Source organism: Kitasatospora sp. NPDC093558, assembly GCF_040683475.1.
GTDB lineage: Bacteria > Actinomycetota > Actinomycetes > Streptomycetales > Streptomycetaceae > Kitasatospora.
The window spans coordinates 19,748-40,218 of sequence record NZ_JBFBDY010000013.1 but is presented as its reverse complement, the minus strand read 5'-3'; the positions used below and the strand labels follow the sequence as shown (position 1 = coordinate 40,218).

Sequence of the window (20,471 nt, the reverse complement as noted above, 5' to 3'; positions counted from 1 at the left end):
GATCGTGGGCCGCCCGGTGCCCGGGGGGAGTCCATCGGTCTGCTCGACGGCTTCGTCGGGGCTCCGCGTGCCGTCGAGCAGACAGACCAGGGTCCAAATCCAGCCGTCCGGGTCCTCGATCTCGGCACCGATGCCGTGCACGACGCCACCGATCCGGATCCGCCCGGAGGTCGTGCGGTACGCGGCATGCTCCGGTTTGATCTTCGGTAGCCGCATCCACCTCGGCACACGTCCTCCAACTGACGCTCCAACAGATTCCGTTGTTGACATGCTCGGTTGAGGCGTGCGGTACTGGCAAGGATTTGCCGAATGTTCTGCTCACCATCGACATAGAGGAGCTGACCATGCGCGAACACGACAGCAGTGTCCGGGCCGAGGTCGCCGAGCACGGGGAGGAACTGGTCGAGGCGCCTGCCGCAATCCTCATCCGCCGGCTGGAGAAGAAGGAAACCACCACGGCCAGCAACTCCATCGGCAACTGATCCGGTACTGGCTGCGCCCGCGCAAACGTTTCCGGGGGCGCAGCCTGTGCCCGGTGCGAGGGGAACGATGACAGACACGGGCCAACGGGCACGCGTCACACGACCCGTATACGGCGGCGTCGGCCGCTACCCGTCGGTGGCCGGCGCCGAGGCCGCGGCACGGCGACTGGCGCGCCACCACCCCGAGCGCTGCCGCCTGCGCGAGGTGGGCCGCTCCCGGGCCGGCCGGCCACTGCTGCTGCTCTCCGTCGACCGCGGCCCGCACACCGTCCTGGCCGTCGGCGGCCCCCACCCCAACGAACCCGTCGGCACCGCCGCCGCCCTGCGCCTGGCCGAACTCCTCCTCGCCGCCCCCGCCCGCCCCGGCCTGTCCTGGCACCTCCTGCTCTGCCTCGACCCCGACGGCGCCGCCCTCAACGCCGGCTGGCTCGACGGCCCCCTCACCATGCGCCGCCACTACCAGCACTTCTTCCGCCCCTCCTTCGAAGAACAGCCCGAACTCCTCCCCGCCCCCACCACCGGCCGCCACCCCAAGCCCGAAAGCCTCGCCCTCACCGCCCTCATCGACGAACTGCGCCCCTTCCTCCAGTGCTCCCTGCACGGCGTCGACTTCGGCGGCGCCTTCGTCCAGCTCACCCGCCCCGTCCCCGGCCTGCCCGAACGCTTCGCCCGCTCCGCCACCCGCGCCGGCGTCCCCCTCGACATCGACTCCTTCGACGCCATCGGCTGGGCCAGCCCCGCCCCCGGCACCTACCTCATGCCCACCCCCGGCACCACCACCGCCACCAGCCCCCTGCCCGACGAACCCGAACTCTCCACCTGGTCCTACGCCACCCGCCACGGCGGAGTCACCGCCGTCCTCGAAGTCCCCATGTGGTCCGTCGACGCCGTCGCCGACCCCCACCCCCACCCCGCCGTCGCCCCGGCCATCACCGCCGCCGCCCGCACGCTGCGCGACCGCGCCGAGGAACTGGCCGGGCTGCTCGCCCGCGTCCCCGCCCACGCCCGCGCCGTCCACGGCCCCCTGGTGCGCACCGCCGAGTTCAACCTGGCAGTCTGCCCGCGGGTCGCCGACGAGTGGCTGGAGCGCTGGTGCGACGAGCCGCTCACGGTCTCCCGGGTGACGACCGCCGCGATCGTCGCGGCCCGGGTGCCGCTGCGCGTCGCGTCGATGCTGCTGCGGCTGCTGGCCGACGTGCGCGGCCCGGGCGCCGAGGCCGGCCGGGAGCGCGCCCGCGCCGTCGTCACCGAGAGCCTGAACCAGCTGCGCCACCGCTTCGGGGCGCGCTGGGTGCCGGTCGAGGAGCAGGTTGCCCACCAGACCCGCGCCGCCCTCGCCGCCGCCGAGTGCCTGCTCGGCTAGCGCTCAACCACCAAGCCCTGCACAACAGTTGAGGGCCGGCCCGGGATTCGCTCCCGGACCGGCCCTCGGCTCACGCACCCGATCTCACGCCGCTATCGGCCGCTGGCTGCGCACCGCCTGGAGCAGCCCGATCGCCATCCACACCGCGAACATCGACGAACCGCCGTACGACACGAACGGCAGCGGGATGCCCGCCACCGGCATGATGCCCAGGCACATCCCGATGTTCTCGAACGCCTGGAACGACAGCCACGCGATGACCCCCGCCGCGACGATCGTCCCGTACAGGTCGGTCGCCTGCCGCGCGATCCGGCAGGCCCGCCACAGCACGACGCCGACCAGCAGGATGATCGCCAACGCCCCGACGAAGCCCAGCTCCTCGCCGGCCACGGTGAACACGAAGTCGGTCTGCTGCTCGGGCACGAACTGCCCTATGGTCTGCGTCCCGTGGAACAGCCCCTTGCCGGTGAGCCCGCCCGAGCCGATCGCGATCCGGGCCTGCGCGGTGTTGTAGCCGACGCCGGAGGGGTCGAGCTGCGGGTTGGCGAACGCGGCGAAGCGGTCGATCTGGTACTTGCTCAGCAGCCCGAACTTCCAGACCGCGACGGATCCCGCGGTGCCCAGGACCAGCAGCCCGAGGACCCAGCGGTTGGCCGCGCCCGAGCCGAGCAGGATGCCCAGCACGATCGCGGACATCACCATCGTCGACCCGGCGTCCGGCATCAGCAGCACCAGGCCCATCGGCAGGCACGCCCAGATCAGGCCCCGGAAGACCGCCCGGTGCGAGGGGAACGCCCGCTCCCCCGCGTCCACCTGGTCCGACAGCACGACCGCCATCGACAGCACGATCCCGAGCTTCGCGAACTCGGCCGGCTGGATGGAGAAGCCGCCGCCGAGCTGGATCCACGAGTGCGCGCCGTTGATGGTCGAGCCGAGCGGGCTCAGCGTGGCCATCAGCAGCAGGATCACGCCGGCGTAGACGAACGGCACGAGCGTGCGGAAGCGCCGACTCCCTATCGCTATCACCACGGCACACAGCACGAGCCCCACCACGACGTTGGTGAGGTGCCGGTAGAGGAAGTACTGCGGGTCCCCGTGGGTCAGCGAGTCCCGCCCCCGGGTGGCCGACCACACGAGCAGCGAGCTGCCCAGCGAGAGGGTCAGCGCGGCCAGCAGCAGTATCCAGTCCAGCCGCCACAGCGGCGAGTCCTTGGCGAGCGCCTTGGACACCCCGGTGCGCTGCGGCGAGAGCCGCAGCTGACGGTACGAACCGTACGAACTCATGCCCGTCCCCTTCCCGCGCCGCGCGTCGGTTCGAGCGCGGCGTCGGCCGCGGTGAGCACGGCCGTCGACGGGCCGGCCGGCGGCGCCGGGTCGAGGAAGACCCGCGGGGAGCCGCCGGTCACGCCCGGGTCGGCGAGGCCGGACGGGTCCTCGGCGGTGTACGCGGCCGGCTTGATGATGGCGGTGCCGTCCGGGTTGAACTTCGGCAGCTCGGCCTGCGGCGCGGGCAGCAGGGCCTTGCCGTTGTCGACGTTGCCCTTGTCGTCCACGCCGTACAGCGACTGGTAGATCCGGCGGATCGCGTCACCGGAACCGCCGGAGCCGGTGCCACCCTGGCTGATGGTCATGACGACCGCGTAGTCCTTGCTGTACGTGGTGAGCCACGAGGTGGTCTGCTTGCCCTCGACCTCGGCGGTGCCGGTCTTGGCGTGCAGCTCGATCTTGTTCTGCGGCCAGCCGGCCCCGGCGAACTTCCAGGCGGCGGTGCCGCTGGTGATGACGCCCGCGGTGGCCTGGTCGATGTAGCTGAGGAGCTTCTGGTCGCCGGGGAACTTGGCGTCCTCGTGCGGGGCGATCTCGCGGACGAGGTCCCCGCCCGGGCTTATCACCGCCTTGGCGATGGTGGGCCGGTAGAAGGTGCCGCCGTTGGCCAGCGCCGAGTAGATCCGGGCCATCTGGACCGGGGTGACGAGGGTGTCGCCCTGGCCGATCGCGAAGTTGACGGCGTCACCGGCGCGCATCTGGTAGCCGTCGACGCAGTTCTCCCGGGCGATCTGGTCGGAGAAGCTGTTGCCGCCCTTCTGCGCCTGCGCGCACCAGGCGTCCTTGTTGTTGTCGTAGAAGGACTGCTTCCACTGCCGGTCCGGCACCCGGCCGGTGACCTCGGCCGGCAGGTCGATGCCGGTCTTGGCGCCGAGGCCGAACTGGTGGGCGGTCTTGAAGAACCAGTCGCCCGGGTCCTTCTTCGGCTTGATGCCGCCGTCCCTCATCCACTGGTCGTACGCCAGGCCGTAGAAGACGGTGTCGCAGGAGATCTCCAGCGCCTTCTCCAGGGAGATCGCGCCGAAGCTCTCACTCTCGAAGTTCTTGAACTCGCGGCCGCCGATGGTCATGGCCTTCGGGCAGTCGTAGCGGCCGTCGAGCGAGTAGCCGGCCTGCACCGCGGCGGTGGTGGAGATGACCTTGAACGTCGAGCCGGGGGCGGACTGACCCTGTATGGCCCGGTTCAGCAGCGGGAAGTTGGAGTCCTTGCTGGTCAGCGACTGGTAGTCCTTGCCGCTGATGCCGCCCACCCACAGGTTGGGGTCGTACGTCGGCGCGCTGGCCATGGCGATGATCCGCCCGGTGTGCACGTCCATCACGACGGCGGCGCCGGAGTCCGCCTCGTAGTTGCGGTTGGTGACCTTGTCGAAGGTGTTCCGGGCGTCGTTCATGGCCTGCGCCAGGTTGTCCTCGACCACCTTCTGCACCCGGGCGTCGATGCTGGTGACCAGGTTGTCGCCGGTCTGCGGGGCCACCGTGCCGGCGGTGCCGATCACCCGGCCGAGGTTGTCCACCTCCAGCTTGGTGATGCCGGCGGTGCCGCGCAGGTCGCGGTCGTACACCGACTCCAGGCCTGCCCGGCCGATCTGGTCGGCCGGCAGGTAGCGGTCCAGGCCGGTCTTGTCGGCGGTCTTGCTGACCTCGTCGTCGGTGACGGGCGAGAGGTAGCCGAGCACCTGGGCCATGTTGGCGCCCTCGGCCCCGGTGTAGCGGCGGACGGCGGTGGGCTGCGCGGTGATCCCGGGGAAGTCCTCGCGGCGCTCCATTATCTGCATCGCCTGCTGGGTGGTCGCCTCCTTGGTGACCGGGATCGGCTGGTAGGGCGAGCCGTTCCAGCAGGGCTGCTGCGTCTTGGCGTCGCAGAGCCGGACCTTCTCCTGCACATCCTTGGCCGGCATGCCGAGCACGTCGGCGAGCCGGGCCAGCACCGCCTTGCCGCCGTCCTTCTGCTGCAGCAGCGAGGTGCGGCTGACGGAGACGACCAGGCGGGTCTCGTTGCCGGCCAGGATCCGCCCGGAGGCGTCCAGGATCTCGCCGCGCACGGCGGGCTCGACCACTTCGCGGATGTGGTTGCCGGTCGCCTTGGCGGTGTAGACGCTGGCGTTGCGGATCTGCAGGTACCACAGCCGCCCGCCGAGGGTGGCGAGCAGCGACAGCACCAGGATCTGCAGCACCACCAGACGGATCGTCACCCGCCGGGTTCGGCCGGTCTCGGGGATGTTGCTCACGTCTCGTGCGCTCCAGGGTGCGGGAAAGTCGGGAGTACGGGGGCCGGGACGGGCCGGTTACGGGCGCCGGGCGAAGCCGGGCACGCGCCGCTTCTTGTAGCCGGGGCCCGACGAGACCTCACGGGTGGTGCGGTAGCGGGCCAGCGTGCCCAGGCCGGGGCCGCCGTCGTCGTCGTCGCTGGCGGCGGTCACCGGGTCGCGGCCGAAGCGGCGGCCGAGCAGCATCACGAGCGGCACGACGAACGGGGCCAGCAGCAGGTCGTACAGCAGGGCGCTGATCACCAGGCCGCCGAGCCCGACGTGCCGGGCCGCGGTGTCGCCGACCAGCGCGCCGACCATCGCGTACAGCAGGGTGGAGGCGACGGCGGCGCCCGCGACGACCAGCAGCGCGCTGGAGACGGACCGCTGGCGGCCGTGCTCGGGGCGCAGCAGCCCGGCGGCGTAGCCCATCAGGCACAGGACGAGCGCGTAGCGGCCGATCGCGTGGTCGGACGGCGGGGCGAGGTCGGCGAGGAGTCCGGCCGAGAAGCCGACGACGCAGCCGCCGGTGGGCCCGTAGACCATGGCGAGGCCGACGACGACGAGCAGCAGTATGTCCGGGGTGGCTCCGGGGAGCTGGAGCCGGCCGAAGACGCTGACCTGGAGGATCAGGCCGAACAGGATCAGGACGGCGGAGACGGGGATGCGGGCGAGGCGCATGGCTCAGTTCCCCCCAGTGGGCTTGGCGGGCGGTGCGGCGGGGGCCGTGGTGGCGGGCGCCGCGGGGGCGGCCGGGGCCTGGCTCTGGCCGGGCGCGGGCGCGGGCGGCAGCACGCCGTCGCGCGGGTCGGTGCGCGGCGGGACGACGACGATGCCGACCAGGTCCAGCCGGGTGAACTGGACGAACGGCTCGACCAGGACGGTCTTGGTCAGCTGGCCGGCGTTGGCTTGGACCTCGACGACCTTGCCGACCGGGACGCCGGGCACGAACGGGCGGCCGCTCTGCGAGCCGAAGGTGACCAGCCGGTCGCCGGCCTTGACCTGCGCCTTTCCGTTGAGCAGGGAGACCTTCATCGGGCTGTCGCCGCCGCCGGAGGCGAAGCCGATCTCGCCGCTGCCCTCCAGCCGGGCGCCGGCGGTGAAGCCGGGGTCGGAGGCGAGCAGGACGGTCGCGGTGGTGGGGGCGACGGTGGTGATCCGGCCGACCAGGCCCTGGCCGTTGATGACGGTCATGTCGCGGGTGAGGCCGTCGTCGCTGCCGGCGTCGACGGTGATGGTCCAGGAGAAGCCCTGGGCCGGGCCGATCGCGATGACCTGGGCGGCCTTGACGGTGTATCCGCCGGCGCCGGCGGTGCGCAGCAGGTCGTCGAGCTGCTTGGTGCGGCCGGCGGCCATGTCGGAGGAGGCGAGCTTCTGGCGCAGTTCGGTGTTCTCGCGGGCGAGCTGGTCGGTGCGGCCGCTGTTGGTGGCGGCGTCGCGGAAGGCCCGGACGGTGTTGGCGACCGGGTCGACGACGGTGGCGGCGCCGCGCTCGACCGGGCCGAGGACGCTCGCGGCGGCGCGCCGGGCACCGCCGAGCGGGGAGCTCTCACCGCCCTTGATGTCCACGGTGATGAGCGCGAAGGCGACGGCCACCAGCAGGATGAGCAGCAGCCGGCTCTCTCGTGTGTCCCTCACGGTGCTGGTACTGCCCCTTCGTACCTGGCCGGCCGCCGGGGCTGTGGGGCCCTGGCGGCGGCGGCCCGTTCAGTTGAGTGTCGGATGTGTCGTCGGTGCTAACGGCGCGGCTGCGCGTCGAGTACCTGCTGGAGCGCCTCGAACTCTTCGACGCACTTGCCGGAGCCGAGCGCGACGGAGTCGAGCGGGTTCTCCGCGATGTGGATCGGCATGCCGGTCTCGCGGCGCAGCCGCTCGTCGAGGCCGCGCAGCAGGGCGCCGCCGCCGGTGAGCACGATGCCGCGGTCCATGACGTCGCCGGCGAGCTCGGGCGGGCACTGGTCGAGGGTGGTCTTGACCGCGTCGATGATCGAGTTGACCGGCTCGTCGATGGCCTCGCGGACCTCGGCGGCGGAGATGACGACGGTCTTGGGCAGGCCGCTGACCAGGTCGCGGCCGCGGATCTCGGCGTGCTCGTCCTTCTCGCCCTCCAGGCCGTAGGCGCTGCCGATGCTCATCTTGATCTGTTCGGCGCTGCGCTCGCCGAGGAGCAGCGAGTACTCCTTCTTGATGTGCTGGACGATCGCGTTGTCGAGCTCGTCGCCGGCGACCCGGATGGACTGGGCGGTGACGATGCCGCCGAGGGAGATGACGGCGACCTCGGTGGTGCCGCCGCCGATGTCGACGACCATGTTGCCGGTGGCCTCGTGGACGGGCAGTCCGGCGCCGATGGCGGCGGCCATGGGCTCCTCGATGATGTGCACCTGGCGGGCGCCGGCCTGGGAGGAGGCCTCGATGACGGCGCGGCGCTCGACGCCGGTGATGCCGGAGGGCACGCAGACGACGACGCGGGGGCGGGCGAGGTAGCGGCGGCGGTGGATCTTGAGGATGAAGTAGCGCAGCATCCGCTCGGTGATCTCGAAGTCGGCGATCACGCCGTCCTTGAGGGGGCGGATGGCGACGATGTTGCCCGGGGTGCGGCCGATCATCTTCTTGGCCTCGGCACCGACCGCGAGGATGCCGCCGGTGTTGGTGTTCACCGCGACGACGGACGGCTCGTTGAGGACGATCCCCTTGCCCCTGACGTACACCAGCGTGTTGGCAGTTCCGAGGTCGATCGCCAAGTCGCGGCCGATGAACGACAGGTTGCTCGCCATGGAATGTAGGTGCCTTCCCGGGCTCGGAGTTCATGGGGGGTGGACGACTGCGTGCGCCCACGCTTGGGCGGAGACCAGCTGAGCTGCCTTACCGGGCCCTTGAGTCGCGTCCATCGTAGTCACGCCTCGCGGTACGGACGTCGACGTGGGGCATACCGTCCATTGTCCGGAGGGTGATCGCTTCTCCGAGGATTGGGACGCCGTGTCGGGATCCCCAGTTCCCTATTTCACGATAAGAATGCCCCGGCCGGGCCAATGGTCCCGACCGGGGCAGTCGTTGGGTCCTCCGGGCGTGTCGCCCGGGCCGGCTCAGGCGTGCGCCGGGAAGAAGATCTTGATCTCGCGCTCGGCGGACTCGGGCGAGTCGGAGGCGTGGATCAGGTTCTCGCGGGTGATCGTCGCGTAGTCACCGCGGATGGTGCCGGCACCGGCCTCCAGCGGGTTGGTGGCGCCGGCCAGCATGCGGATGCCGGGGACGACGTCCTCGCCCTCGACGATCAGGGCGATCGACGGGCCGGAGGTCATGAACTCCAGCAGCGGCTCGTAGAACGGGCGGCCGACGTGCTCGGCGTAGTGCTGCTCCAGCGTCGCCCGGTCGAAGGTGCGCAGCTCGACGGCGGCGAGCTGCCAGCCGGCCTTGCGCTCGATGCGGCTGATGATCTCGCCCGCCAGGCCGCGGCGAACGGCGTCGGGCTTGAGCAGGACGAGAGTGCGCTGGGACACGGTGCGTCTCCTGGGGAATCGGTTCGGCATACGGTATGCGGTACGGCAGAGGTTACCTTGCGTGAACGACCTGCCGGTTCCGCTGCCCTACGCCTCCGCGGCGGCCGCGACGGCGGCGGCGCGGGCGGCCTTGAACTCGTCCACCTTGCGGCCGTAGTGCACCGAGCACCACCACAGACCGGCGAAGACCACGCCGAGGCCGAACATCGTCGGCAGGACGAAGCCGCTGGCGATCAGGCCGATCTGCAGCGCCCAGCCGATCTGCACGGCGCCGGGGCGGTTGATCATGCCGCAGAGCGCGATGCACAGCGCCATGGCGATCCCGCTGACGATCCACACCGAGGCCGTCGAGACGCTGGAGAGCCGCATCGCGACCAGGGCCGCGAACATGATCAACAGCGCCTCGCCGATCAGCGTCGAGGAGCAGAGCGTCCTCATCTTCACTTCCTCCCGAGCAGCAGGCGGGCCTCGCCCACCGTGATGACCGAACCGGTGACCAGGACCCCGGCGCCGCCGAGGTCGCCCTCCTCCTCGGCGAGGGTGACGGCGGCGGCGATCGCGTCGTCGAGGCGGGGCTCGACCTGGACGCGGTCCTCGCCGAAGACGTCGACGGCGAGCGCCGCGAGCGCGTCGACGTCCATCGCGCGGTGGGTGGAGTTCTGGGTGATGACGACCTCGGCGAGGATCGGCTCGAAGGCCTCAAGCAGGCCGGCCACGTCCTTGTCGCCCGAGGTGCCGATCACGCCGACGAGGCGGGTGAAACCGAAGGACTCGCCGATCGCGGAGACGGTGGCGCGGGCGCCGTGCGGGTTGTGGGCGGCGTCCAGGATGATCGTGGGGCTGCGGCGCACGACCTCCAGGCGGCCCGGCGAGGCGACGCCGGAGAAGGCCTGGCGGATCTTGTCCACGTCGAGCTGCCCGCCGCGGGCGCCGCCGACGCCGAAGAAGGCCTCGACCGCCGCCAGCGCGAGCGCCGCGTTGTGCGCCTGGTGCTCTCCGTGCAGCGGGATGAAGACGTCCTCGTACTCCTCGCCGCCGATCCCGCGCAGCGTCACCAGCTGGCCGCCGACGCCGAGTTCACGGCGGATCACGCCGAACTCCATGCCCTCGCGGGCGACGGTCGCGTCGACCTCGACGGCGCGCCGCAGGATGACCTCGGCCGCGTCGAGCTGCTGCTGGGCGACCACGGCGACGGCACCGGTCTTGATGATGCCGGCCTTCTCGACCGCGATCTCGCCGGTGGTCTCGCCGAGCTTGTCGGTGTGGTCCAGCCCGATCGGGGTGATCACCGCGACGGCGGCGTCGATGACGTTGGTGGCGTCCCAGGAGCCGCCCATGCCGACCTCGACGACGGCGACGTCCACCGGGGCGTCGGCGAAGGCGGCGTAGGCCATGCCGGTCAGCACCTCGAAGAAGGACATCGGCACCGGCTGCTGCGCGTCGACCATCTCCACGTAGGGCGCGATGTCGCGGTAGACCTCGACGAAGCGCTCGGGGGTGATCGGGGCGCCGTCCAGGCTGATGCGCTCGGTGACGGTCTCCACGTGCGGGCTGGTGTAGCGGCCGGTGCGCAGCTCGAAGGTGTTGAGCAGCTGCTCGATCATCCGGGCGGTGGAGGTCTTGCCGTTGGTGCCGGTGATGTGGATGGACGGGAAGGACCGCTGGGGCTGGCCCAGGATGTCCATCAGCGCCTCGATCCGGTCGAGCGAGGGCTCCAGCTTGTTCTCCGGCCAGCGCTTGGACAGCTCGATCTCGACGTCGCGCAGGGCGTCGCCGGTGCCGCCTTCGGCGGGGCGGAGGGTGTACGGGTTCGGGTCGGCCTTGTCGCTCACGACCACAGTCTACGGAGGGTCGGCGGCCCGCCCTCACAAGGTGAGGGCGGGGGGTGGCGGCCGGGGTGAGAACGACCACTTTGCCCGATCTTGGCCTGGCCTCGCCAGTTTTCTCCCTTTACTATTGATTTAGCGAGTTTGAACCGCAATGAAGCATCGATTCGCACCCCCAAGGAGCCAGATCGCCTTTGATCATGAGGAGTAGCGCGCTGTGTCTGATGTCCTGCACGACTGGTTCGTCCTCCGCCAGGACACGGTCGTCTGGTTCGCCGGACTGTTCTCACTGCTGCTCGTCGCCTACATGGTCCTGGTGTTCGGCCGCTTCCTGGTCTACTGGGCCGGCTCCCGCCATGCCTTCAGGCACAACCGCCCCGCCGAGCCCGGCGACCCCGCCGCGTTCCGGTGGCACCTGGTCATCCCGTGCCGCGACGAGGAGGCCGTGGTCACCCAGACCCTCGCCGGACTGCGCACCTCCGCGCCCGAGGCCCACCTGTGGGTCATCGACGACGACAGCGAGGACGCCACCCGCGAGCTCGTCCTCGCCGCCGCGGCCCATGACGACCGCATCCACCTCGTCCAGCGCCGCCGCCCGCACGCGCGCATCGGCAAGGGCGCCGCCCTCAACGCCGCCTACCGCGAGATCTCCGCCTGGCTGCCCGAGGACACCGACCGCTCCCGCGTCGTCATCGGCGTCGTCGACGCCGACGGACAGCTCGGGGCCGGCACCCTCGCGCAGGTGTGCAGCGACAAGGCACTCGGCCGCCCCGACACCGGCGCCGTCCAGATCGGCGTGCGGATGCGCAACGCCGACGACGAACTCCCCCTGCCCGGCCGCGGCCGCACCGCCAACGCGCTCGCCCGCGCGCTCGTGCGCATGCAGGACGTCGAGTTCCAGGCCAACAACGCCGGCATGCAGCTCCTGCGCCGGCGCACCGGCAGCGTCGGCCTCGGCGGCAACGGCCAGTTCGTCCGCCTCACCGCCCTCGACTCGCTCACCGCCGAGGAGGGCCGGGCCGGCCGCCCCTGGCCCGAGCGCGCCTTGCTGGAGGACTACGAGTCCGGCCTCGACCTGCGGCTGGCCGGCTGGCGCCTGACCCACGTCACCGAGGCCCAGGTCTCCCAGGAGGCCCTCGTCTCGCCGCGCCGCTTCCTCACCCAGCGCACCCGCTGGGCCCAGGGCAACATGCAGTGCCTCCGCTACACCGGCCGGGTGCTGCGCTCCCCGCACTACACGTGGCCCGGCAAGGCCGAGGTGCTGTACACCTTCCTGCAGCCCGTGGTCTGCGTGCTGCTCGTGCTGCTCACCCCGCTGTCGATCGCGATCACCGCGGCCGGGCTGGTGCTCTTCCCCGCGGAGACCGCCGAATTCCAGCTGCGGTTCGGGCCCTACATGGCCGTCGCCTTCGTCCTCGCCACACTGCCGATGGTGTTCTGGGGCTTCGCCTACCGCACCCTCGTCCACCCCGACCGCCGCCGCCTGACCGGGCTGCTCTGGGGCGTCCTGGTGTGGATCTACGCCTACCACCTGTTCGTCGTCGCCACCCGGGCGGCCGTACGGATGCTGCTCGGCCGCAACGGCTGGGCCAAGACCCGGCGCAACGCCGAGAAGGTCGCCGTCGGCGCCCCCACCGCCCTCGAATCCTGAGCCCCTCCACAGACGTACGGAGCCTCCCCGCATGAGCACCTGCCTGCCCCCGTCCAGCGTCGCCGTCGTCCTCGGCACCCGCCCCGAGCTCGTCAAGCTCGCCCCGCTGATCCACGAACTCGGCGACGCCACCCGCCTGGTGCACACCGGCCAGCACTGGGACGAGGCCATGTCCGGCCGCTTCCTGCGCGACCTGGACCTGCCCCGCCCCGAGTTGCTCACCGGCGTCGGCGGCCGGCCGCGGGCCGGACAGATCGCCCAGTCCCTCGGGCAGCTCGACGCCGCCTTCGCCGAGGACCGCCCGGTGGCCGTCGTCGTCCAGGGCGACACCAACGCCACCCTCGCCGGCGCACTGGCCGCCAACGCCCGGGAGATCCCGCTGGTCCACGTCGAGGCCGGGCTGCGCAGCTTCGACCGGGCGATGCCCGAGGAGCACAACCGGGTCATGGTCGACCACGTCTCCGACCTGCTCTGCGCCGCCACCACGGACAACGTCGCCAACCTGCGCGCCGAGTCGCTCGACGAGCAGCGGATCGCACTCACCGGCAACACCGTCGTCGAGGTCGTCCGCCGCCAGCTGCCGGACGAGGCCGCGCGCGCCGCCCTGCTCGCCGCGCACGGGCTGTGCCCCGACGGCTACGTCCTCGCGACCGTGCACCGCCCGGAGAACACCGACACCGCCGAGGCGCTCGGCGCCGTCCTCGCCGAGCTGGACCGCATCGCCCGGGCCGGCACGCCGGTGCTGTTCCCGATGCACCCGCGCACCCGGGCCGCCGTCGAACGCTTCGGGCTGGACGGGCTGCTGGAGCGGATCGCCGTCACCGGCCCGGTCGGGTACGCCGACTTCCTCGGCCTCGCGAGCCACGCCGCGCTGCTGGTCTCCGACTCCGGCGGCGTGCAGGAGGAGTGCACCGTGCTCGGCCGCCCGCTGCTGGTGGTGCGCCGCTCCACCGAGCGCCCGGAGGCCGTGGACGCCGGCTTCGCCGCGCTGGTGCAGCCCGGCGCGGAGCTGGGCGAACTGGCCGACGCCTGGCTGTCCGACACCCCCGAGCGGCTGGCCCGCCTCGCGGCCACCCCGAGCCCGTACGGCGACGGCCTGGCCTCGGCGCGCATCGCCGAACTCACCACCCGGATCGCCGAGCCGGCCGCAGCCAAACTCCAGGTGGCCTAGCGGTAACTGACTGATAGTCAGCAGAACCTCCGCTCAGGCCCCGGCCCGGGCCTCCGGCACGTGTGCCGCGCCGCCACCGTGCCGGCGCCGCAACTCGGCCGTGATCTCGGCGAGTTCGCCCTCCGGCAGGAACGGCAGCATCATCGCGACGCCCTGCAGCAGGCCGCCGAGCAGGAAGGTCGTGTCGGCGTTCGTGGCCACCAGGCCGCGGACCTCGCCCACGTCCCCGACGGCCACCGCCTCGATCAGCCGGGCCGCGTCGGCGGTCTCCTCGTCCACGCAGACCGCGCCGGCGTCGGCCGGGGCGCGCCGGGCCATCGCGCGCAGCACCTTGTCGCCGACCGCCGGGGCATAGGCCTTGCGGACCGCCTCCGCGGCGATCCAGGCGAGCAGGGTCGTCACCTCGCGCTCGGCGTGCTCGGCGAACAGCACGTCGAGCTCGTGGTCGAACGCGAGCTGGTTGCCGTGCCGGAACGCGAGCAGCAACGTCGCCGCCCTCGCCTTGGCCTCCTCGACCGCCTCGGCAGGAAGTTCGTCGACCAACTCTTCGGTCATCACCACGCCATGCCCTCCCGTCCGTTGGCTCAGCGAAACGCCCGGCAGAAACCCCGCAGGAGCGCTCCGCGCAAACTCAGAGCACACCGTACACATCCGACCTGCAAACTTCCGCGAACCCGCGCTGGCAAGACCGGAATGAATTCGAGCGGAATAGGACCTTACCCGGTCCAGGATGAATATTCGCCGGAAGGGAGCAATGCCGCTGGGCTATTCGGTGGAAACGGCGGAGGGGCCGTACTCCGCTCGTGGCGGAATACGGCCCCTCGTGGACCGGTCGGGCGGCTCAGCCCTGCGGCAGCGCCGCGAGCTGGGCGGTGATCCGGACGATGTCGGCCTCGGCGGCCTCCTGGCGGGCGCGGATCTTGGCGACGACGTCGTCCGGCGCCTTGGCGAGGAACGCCTCGTTGCCGAGCTTGCCGGCCGTCTGGGCCTTCTCCTTCTCGGCCGCCGCGAGGTCCTTGGCAAGGCGCTTGCGCTCCGCCGCGACGTCGATGGTGCCGGAGAGGTCCAGCGACACGGTGGCGCCGGCGACCGGGAGCGAGGCGGTGGCCGCGAAGCCCTCCTCGGGGGCGGTCAGCCGCAGCAGCGAGCGGATCGCGTCCTCGTGGGCGGCCAGCGCGGTGCCGTCCAGCTCCAGGGCGGCCGGGACGCGCTGGCCCGGCTTGAGGCCCTGGTCGGTGCGGAAGCGGCGGACCTCGGTGACGACCTGCTGCAGCGTGGCGATCTCCGCCTCGGCCGCGGCGTCGCGGAAGCCGCTGTCCTTCGGCCAGTCGGCGATGACGACCGACTCGGCACCGGTGAGCGTGGTCCACAGCGTCTCGGTGACGAAGGGCACGATCGGGTGCAGCAGGCGCAGCGTGACGTCCAGGACCTCGCCGAGCACCCGGCGCGCGGCGTCAGCCTGCGGGCCGCCCTTGGCCAGGGTGGTCTTGGAGAGCTCGACGTACCAGTCGAAGACCTCGTCCCAGGCGAAGTGGTACAGCGCCTCGGAGAGCTTGGAGAACTGGTAGTCCTCGTACAGCCCGTCCACCTCGGCGACGGTGCTGTTGAGGCGGGACAGGATCCAGCGGTCGCTCGCGGTCAGCTCCTCCGGCGCGGGCAGCGGGCCCTCGACGGTGGCGCCGTTCATGAGCGCGAAGCGGGTGGCGTTCCAGATCTTGTTGGCGAAGTTGCGGGCCGCCTGGACCCAGTCCTCGCCGATCGGCACGTCGACGCCGGGGTTGGCACCGCGCGCGAGCGTGAAGCGCAGCGCGTCGGAGCCGTACTTGTCCATCCAGTCCAGCGGGTTGACCACGTTGCCGAAGGACTTCGACATCTTCTTGCCGTTCTGGTCACGGACCATGCCGTGCAGCGCGATGGTGTGGAACGGCGGGGTGCCGTCCATCGCGTAGAGGCCGAACATCATCATCCGGGCGACCCAGAAGAAGAGGATGTCGTAGCCGGTGACCAGGACGGAGTTCGGGTAGAACTTCGCGAGGCTGTCGGTCTGCTCCGGCCAGCCGAGCGTGGAGAACGGCCACAGGCCGGAGGAGAACCAGGTGTCCAGGACGTCGCTGTCCTGGCGCCAGCCCTCGCCGGTGGGCGGCTGCTCGTCGGGGCCGACGCAGACGACCTCGCCGTTCGGGCCGTACCAGACCGGGATGCGGTGGCCCCACCACAGCTGGCGCGAGATGCACCAGTCGTGCAGGTTGTCGACCCAGTCGAAGTAGCGCTTCTCCATCTCCTGCGGGTGGATCTTGACCTTGCCGTCGCGGACGGCGTCACCGGCGGCCTTGGCCAGCGGGCCGACCTTCACCCACCACTGCATGGACAGCCGCGGCTCGATGGTGGTCTTGCAGCGCGAGCAGTGGCCCACCGAGTGGACGTACGGGCGCTTCTCGGCGACGATCCGGCCCTCGGCGCGCAGCGCGGCGACGATCGCCGAGCGGGCCTCCAGGCGGTCCAGGCCGAGGAACGGGCCGTGGACGGTGATGACGGCGTGCTCGTCCATCACGGCGACGTTCGGCAGGTTGTGCCGCTGGCCGATCTCGAAGTCGTTCGGGTCGTGCGCCGGGGTCACCTTGACGGCGCCGGTGCCGAACTCCGGGTCGACGTGAGCGTCGGCGACGATCGGGATGCGGCGGCCGGTGAGCGGCAGCTCGATCTCGGTGCCGACCAGGTGCTTGTAGCGCTCGTCCTCGGGGTGGACGGCGACCGCGGTGTCGCCCAGCATCGTCTCGGCGCGCGTGGTGGCGACGACGATCGCGTTCTCGCCCTCGCCGTAGCGGATCGAGACGAGCTCGCCGTCGTCGTCCTGGTACTCCACCTCGATGTCCGAGATGGCGGTCAGGCAGCGCGGGCACCAGTTGATGATGCGCTCGGCGCGGTAGATCAGCTCGTCGTCGAAGAGCTTCTTGAAGATGGTCTGGACGGCCTGGGAGAGGCCCTCGTCCATCGTGAAGCGCTCGCGGGACCAGTCCACGCCGTCGCCGAGGCGGCGCATCTGGCCGGAGATCTGGCCGCCGGACTCCGCCTTCCACTTCCAGACGCGCTCGACGAAGGCCTCGCGCCCCAGGTCGTGGCGGGACTTGCCCTCCTTGGCGAGCTCGCGCTCGACGACGTTCTGGGTGGCGATGCCGGCGTGGTCCATGCCGGGCTGCCAGAGCGCCTCGTAGCCCTGCATCCGCTTGCGGCGCACCAGCGCGTCGATCAGCGTGTGCTCGAAGGCGTGGCCCAGGTGCAGGCTGCCGGTCACGTTCGGCGGGGGGATGACGATGGTGAACGGGGGCTTGTCGCTCTTGGCGTCGGCGGTGAAGTAGCCACGCTCTACCCAGCGCTCGTACAGCTCGCCCTCTACGTCCGCGGGGGTGTAGGTCGTCGGGAGGGTTGCTGCTTCGTCCCCGGTGGTGCTCACGGGGCGCTGGTTCGTCGTGTCGGTCACGACGCACAGTTTACGTAACGGCGGGCGTGGGTTACGAACCGCTTTCGGTCCGTGGACTCCGCGCTCCCGGCCGGGTCCGCCGTGGGCGCCGTGCGGTACCGTGCCCGGACAATCGTCCGGTTTTCCGGACGTACACGGGAGCAATTCCACACCGGACAGGCCGCGGGTGCGGCGGGGGAGCACAGACAAATGTACGGCCAGGGTCAGCAGTATCCGCAGGGACAGCCTCAGCCCTACGGGGGACAGCCCCCGTACGGAGCGCCGCAGCCGCCGCAGCCGCCGTACGGGGCGCCGCAGCCCCAGTACGGCTACCCGCCGCAGGGCCAGCCGCAGTACGGTGCGCCCCAGCCGCAGTACGGCATGCCGCCGCAGGCCCCGTACGGCCAGCCGGGGTACCCCGCGCCGCCGAAGAAGGGCAAGGGCGGCCTGGTGGTCGGCCTCCTGATCGGCGCGCTCGTGCTGGGCGGCATCGGCTTCGGCGCCTGGAAGCTCCTCGGCGGCAAGGACTCCTCCGGCGGCAACTACAAGCTCACCGCCCCGCAGACGCTGGCGGACGGCTACGTCCAGAAGTCGGCCAAGGAGCAGCCGGTCGACCTGAGCAAGCTCGACGCGAAGGACAGCGCCGACATCGCGAAGATGGGCAGCAACCTCATCGGCGTGCTCGCCAGCTACACCAAGGGCGCCGACCCGCTCGACGGCATCACGATCACCGGCGTGTACGGGCAGCTCAACGACCCGGAGCAGATCATCGCCGACAACAAGAAGGGCGGCGACGGCCTCACCTGGACCACCCCGATCACGGACTTCCCGGCCCAGGACGGCAAGAGCTCCTCGGCCAAGCTGTCCTGCGGGGTCTTCAGCCTGGTGGCCGGCAAGAGCCAGTCGGTGATGTGCGTCTGGGCGGACAAGTCCACCACCGGCCGCGTCATCTTCACCAAGGGCAGCCTCACCGGCGGCGGCACCCCGTCGCTCACCCCGGCCCAGGCCGCGGACAAGACCCGCGCCATCCGCGACGCGATGAAGGTCGCCAAGTGACCGACCAGGGCCCGTACGGCGCTCCCCCGCCGCCTCCCCACCAGCCCTACGGGGCGCCCCCGCCGCCCGCCGGCCAGCCGTACGACGCCGTGCCGCCGCAGGCGCCGCCGCCCGGCTACCCCGGCTACCCCGCGCCCGACCAGGCCGGCTACCCCGCGTACGGGATGTACCCGCCGCCCCCACCGCGCAAGTCGAACAAGACGCTGTGGATCGTCCTCGGCTGCGTCTTCGGCGTGCTGCTCCTCGGCGGCGGCGCGCTCGCGTACTTCGTCTTCGACGTGACCAGCAACGCGGGCACCCAGAAGATCGTGTTCCCGACGGCGTTCAAGGACCTGAAGGCCAACGACGACCCGGCGACGACCCAGAAGATCCAGGACGAGATCATCTCCAAGATCGGCAAGGGCGACGGCAACTGGCAGCCCACCGGCGTGGCGTCGATCTACCAGGACGCCAACTCCGACCCGCAGCTGGTCGCGGTCGGCGTCTACGGCAAGGTGCTGCTGCCGAAGCAGGAGCTGGACCAGATGTTCCAGGGCTTCTCCGGCTCGGGGGCCGGCCAGATCAACGACCGGCACGCGGTCGACCCCGGCCCCAAGGGCGGCACCATGGAGTGCGGGACGTCCGTGGACGGCGACACCAAGACGGCCGTGTGCGCCTGGGCCGACGGCAGCAGCGTCGTGATGGTGGCGAAGGGGGCCGACGACGGCACCCAGCCCGACGTCGACAAGCTCGCCGCCGACGCCCGCGACCTGCGCGCGGTCGCCGAGGTGCCGAAGTAACCGCACACCCACCGGCGAACATGCGAGAGGGCCCCGCACCACGATGGTGCGGGGCCCTCTCGCATACGGCTTCCGGGCTCAGGCGCTCTTCTCGCGCCGCTCGCGCTTGATCATGTCGCGCGGGACGAGCGTCGGGATCGCGTGCTTGGAGACGACGTCCCCGGTGACCACCACGCGGGCGACGTCCTGGCGCGAGGGGACCTCGTACATCACGGACATCAGCACCTCCTCCATGATGGCCCGCAGCCCGCGCGCGCCGGTGCCGCGCAGGATCGCCTGGTCGGCGATCGCCTCCAGCGCGTCCCGCGTGAACTCCAGCTCCACGCCGTCGAGTTCGAAGAGCTTGCGGTACTGCTTGACGAGCGCGTTCTTCGGCTCGGTGAGGATCTGCAGGAGCGCCTCGCGGTCCAGGTTGTGCACGCTGGTGATCACCGGCAGACGGCCGATGAACTCCGGGATCATGCCGAACTTCACCAGGTCCTCGGGCATCACCTGACGGAAGTGGTCGCTCGCGTCCGACTCCCGCTTGGAGCGGATGTTGGCGCCGAAGCCGATGCCCTTGGCACCCGCGCGGCCCTCGATGATCCGCTCCAGGCCGGCGAACGCGCCGCCGACGATGAACAGGACGTTGGTGGTGTCGATCTGGATGAACTCCTGGTGCGGGTGCTTGCGCCCGCCCTGCGGCGGCACCGACGCGGTGGTGCCCTCCAGGATCTTCAGCAGCGCCTGCTGCACGCCCTCGCCGGAGACGTCCCGGGTGATCGACGGGTTCTCGCTCTTGCGCGCGACCTTGTCGATCTCGTCGATGTAGATGATCCCGGTCTCGGCCTTCTTGACGTCGTAGTCGGCCGCCTGGATCAGCTTGAGCAGGATGTTCTCGACGTCCTCGCCGACGTACCCGGCCTCCGTCAGCGCCGTGGCGTCCGCGATCGCGAACGGCACGTTGAGCATCCGGGCCAGCGTCTGCGCCAGCAGGGTCTTGCCGGAGCCGGTGGGGCCCAGCAGCAGGATGTTGGACTTCGCGAGCTCGATCGCGTCGTCGCGGCCGTTGCCGCCGCTGCGGCCCGCCTCGCCGGCCTGGACGCGCTTGTAGTGGTTGTAGACGGCCACCGACAGCGCCTTCTTGGCGAGGTCCTGGCCGACCACGTACTGGTCCAGGAACTCGTAGATCTCGCGCGGCTTCGGGAGTTCCTCGAAGCGCACCTCGGAGGTCTCGGCGAGTTCCTCCTCGATGATCTCGTTGCACAGGTCGATGCACTCGTCGCAGATGTACACGCCTGGGCCGGCGATCAGCTTCTTCACCTGCTTCTGCGACTTGCCGCAGAACGAGCACTTGAGCAGGTCGCCACCGTCTCCGATGCGTGCCACGAGGTGCTTCCCCTTCGCCAGGGGCCCCGCGGGGGTTCCGGGGCCTGGTGCTGTGGACCGTCAACGCCGACGGCGATCGGTCTCGCTATCCGACGGTACTCTGCCGGGCCCCTGATTCCGTCCTCTTCGCCGGGTCTGCCCTACGCCCTGGGCGAATTGATACCGAACAGATGCCGTTGCGGCGGCCGCCGAAGGGTCCGGGGCGGGGCGCACGAACCGTGTGCGCCCCGCCCCGGACCGGAGCTGGCC

General features: G+C 71.2%; 17 protein-coding genes and 1 pseudogene. 6 read left to right on the top strand and 12 right to left on the bottom strand.

The window, feature by feature from the left end; translation table 11 throughout:
* A pseudogene (locus AB0O00_RS03225) lies at window positions 1–216 on the bottom strand (ThiF family adenylyltransferase); the annotation flags it as partial.
* A gap of 86 nt (window positions 217–302) precedes the next feature.
* On the opposite strand from AB0O00_RS03225, the gene AB0O00_RS03220 reads away from it, so the two are divergent.
* The gene (locus AB0O00_RS03220) at window positions 303–482 is read left to right on the top strand and encodes a hypothetical protein (protein ID WP_363648365.1); all 180 of its coding nucleotides are present in this window, start codon (window positions 303–305) and stop codon (window positions 480–482) included.
* 67 nt (window positions 483–549) lie between these two features.
* Window positions 550–1,845: a M14 family zinc carboxypeptidase gene (locus AB0O00_RS03215; protein WP_363648364.1), complete on the top strand. Its 1,296-nt coding sequence runs from the start codon at window positions 550–552 to the stop codon at window positions 1,843–1,845.
* Window positions 1,846–1,929: 84 nt separating this feature from the next.
* On the opposite strand, the gene rodA is transcribed toward AB0O00_RS03215, so the two are convergent.
* The 8 genes from rodA to AB0O00_RS03175 all read right to left on the bottom strand — a co-directional run bounded on the left by rodA (window position 1,930) and on the right by AB0O00_RS03175 (window position 10,746).
* Window positions 1,930–3,129, bottom strand: coding sequence for a rod shape-determining protein RodA (rodA, locus tag AB0O00_RS03210; RefSeq protein ID WP_363648363.1), 1,200 nt, complete (start codon window positions 3,127–3,129; stop codon window positions 1,930–1,932).
* Entirely contained in the window at window positions 3,126–5,399 is a 2,274-nt protein-coding gene (mrdA, locus tag AB0O00_RS03205; RefSeq protein WP_363648362.1) for a penicillin-binding protein 2, read from the bottom strand. The genes rodA and mrdA overlap by 4 nt, the downstream gene beginning before the upstream one ends.
* Before the next feature lie 57 nt (window positions 5,400–5,456).
* Window positions 5,457–6,098, bottom strand: a complete 642-nt coding sequence (gene mreD / locus AB0O00_RS03200) for a rod shape-determining protein MreD (protein WP_363648361.1) — start codon at window positions 6,096–6,098, stop codon at window positions 5,457–5,459.
* A 3-nt stretch (window positions 6,099–6,101) separates the two neighbouring features.
* Entirely contained in the window at window positions 6,102–7,055 is a 954-nt protein-coding gene (gene mreC, locus AB0O00_RS03195; RefSeq protein ID WP_363648360.1) for a rod shape-determining protein MreC, read from the bottom strand.
* A gap of 98 nt (window positions 7,056–7,153) precedes the next feature.
* Window positions 7,154–8,179: a rod shape-determining protein gene (locus AB0O00_RS03190; protein ID WP_329931217.1), complete on the bottom strand. Its 1,026-nt coding sequence runs from the start codon at window positions 8,177–8,179 to the stop codon at window positions 7,154–7,156.
* 321 nt (window positions 8,180–8,500) lie between these two features.
* A complete protein-coding gene (gene ndk, locus AB0O00_RS03185) occupies window positions 8,501–8,914 on the bottom strand; it encodes a nucleoside-diphosphate kinase (RefSeq protein ID WP_329931154.1) in 414 nt (137 codons plus the stop codon).
* Window positions 8,915–9,001: 87 nt separating this feature from the next.
* Window positions 9,002–9,352 carry a DUF4233 domain-containing protein gene (locus AB0O00_RS03180; RefSeq protein ID WP_363648359.1) on the bottom strand — a complete coding sequence of 117 codons (351 nt, stop codon included), beginning with the start codon at window positions 9,350–9,352 and terminating at the stop codon, window positions 9,002–9,004.
* A gap of 2 nt (window positions 9,353–9,354) precedes the next feature.
* The gene (locus AB0O00_RS03175) at window positions 9,355–10,746 is read right to left on the bottom strand and encodes a folylpolyglutamate synthase/dihydrofolate synthase family protein (protein ID WP_363648358.1); all 1,392 of its coding nucleotides are present in this window, start codon (window positions 10,744–10,746) and stop codon (window positions 9,355–9,357) included.
* A 211-nt stretch (window positions 10,747–10,957) separates the two neighbouring features.
* On the opposite strand from AB0O00_RS03175, the gene AB0O00_RS03170 reads away from it, so the two are divergent.
* Window positions 10,958–12,391, top strand: coding sequence for a glycosyltransferase family 2 protein (locus tag AB0O00_RS03170; protein ID WP_363648357.1), 1,434 nt, complete (start codon window positions 10,958–10,960; stop codon window positions 12,389–12,391).
* Between the two features lie 31 nt (window positions 12,392–12,422).
* The gene (gene wecB / locus AB0O00_RS03165; RefSeq protein WP_363648356.1) at window positions 12,423–13,562 is read left to right on the top strand and encodes a UDP-N-acetylglucosamine 2-epimerase (non-hydrolyzing); all 1,140 of its coding nucleotides are present in this window, start codon (window positions 12,423–12,425) and stop codon (window positions 13,560–13,562) included.
* 33 nt (window positions 13,563–13,595) lie between these two features.
* Here wecB and AB0O00_RS03160 read toward each other — a convergent pair whose 3' ends face one another.
* Together AB0O00_RS03160 and AB0O00_RS03155 are read right to left on the bottom strand one after the other, a co-directional pair.
* Complete coding sequence (locus AB0O00_RS03160) at window positions 13,596–14,117, bottom strand: hypothetical protein (RefSeq protein WP_363648355.1); 522 nt, start codon at window positions 14,115–14,117, stop codon at window positions 13,596–13,598.
* A gap of 286 nt (window positions 14,118–14,403) precedes the next feature.
* Window positions 14,404–17,040 carry a valine--tRNA ligase gene (locus AB0O00_RS03155; protein WP_363648354.1) on the bottom strand — a complete coding sequence of 879 codons (2,637 nt, stop codon included), beginning with the start codon at window positions 17,038–17,040 and terminating at the stop codon, window positions 14,404–14,406.
* Between the two features lie 189 nt (window positions 17,041–17,229).
* Between AB0O00_RS03155 and AB0O00_RS03150 the strand changes: the two genes are divergently transcribed.
* Window positions 17,230–18,075 (top strand): hypothetical protein, encoded by an 846-nt coding sequence (locus AB0O00_RS03150; protein ID WP_363648353.1) that lies wholly within the window; start codon window positions 17,230–17,232, stop codon window positions 18,073–18,075.
* Window positions 18,072–18,854: a hypothetical protein gene (locus AB0O00_RS03145; RefSeq protein ID WP_363648352.1), complete on the top strand. Its 783-nt coding sequence runs from the start codon at window positions 18,072–18,074 to the stop codon at window positions 18,852–18,854. The genes AB0O00_RS03150 and AB0O00_RS03145 overlap by 4 nt, the downstream gene beginning before the upstream one ends.
* Before the next feature lie 78 nt (window positions 18,855–18,932).
* Here the strand turns inward: AB0O00_RS03145 and clpX are convergent, their stop codons facing one another.
* A complete protein-coding gene (gene clpX / locus AB0O00_RS03140; protein WP_329931163.1) occupies window positions 18,933–20,222 on the bottom strand; it encodes an ATP-dependent Clp protease ATP-binding subunit ClpX in 1,290 nt (429 codons plus the stop codon).
* Window positions 20,223–20,471 lie beyond the last annotated feature (249 nt).

Bases quoted from the DNA above. Each gene is read 5' to 3' on its own strand.
- wecB (WP_363648356.1), top strand. From the start codon at position 12,423: ATGAGCACCTGCCTGCCCCCGTCCAGCGTCGCCGTCGTCCTCGGCACC.
- AB0O00_RS03215 (WP_363648364.1), top strand. From the start codon at position 550: ATGACAGACACGGGCCAACGGGCACGCGTCACACGACCCGTATACGGC.
- AB0O00_RS03150 (WP_363648353.1), top strand. From the start codon at position 17,230: ATGTACGGCCAGGGTCAGCAGTATCCGCAGGGACAGCCTCAGCCCTAC.
- AB0O00_RS03180 (WP_363648359.1), bottom strand. From the start codon at position 9,352: ATGAGGACGCTCTGCTCCTCGACGCTGATCGGCGAGGCGCTGTTGATC.
- AB0O00_RS03160 (WP_363648355.1), bottom strand. From the start codon at position 14,117: ATGACCGAAGAGTTGGTCGACGAACTTCCTGCCGAGGCGGTCGAGGAG.
- rodA (WP_363648363.1), bottom strand. From the start codon at position 3,129: ATGAGTTCGTACGGTTCGTACCGTCAGCTGCGGCTCTCGCCGCAGCGC.
- mreD (WP_363648361.1), bottom strand. From the start codon at position 6,098: ATGCGCCTCGCCCGCATCCCCGTCTCCGCCGTCCTGATCCTGTTCGGC.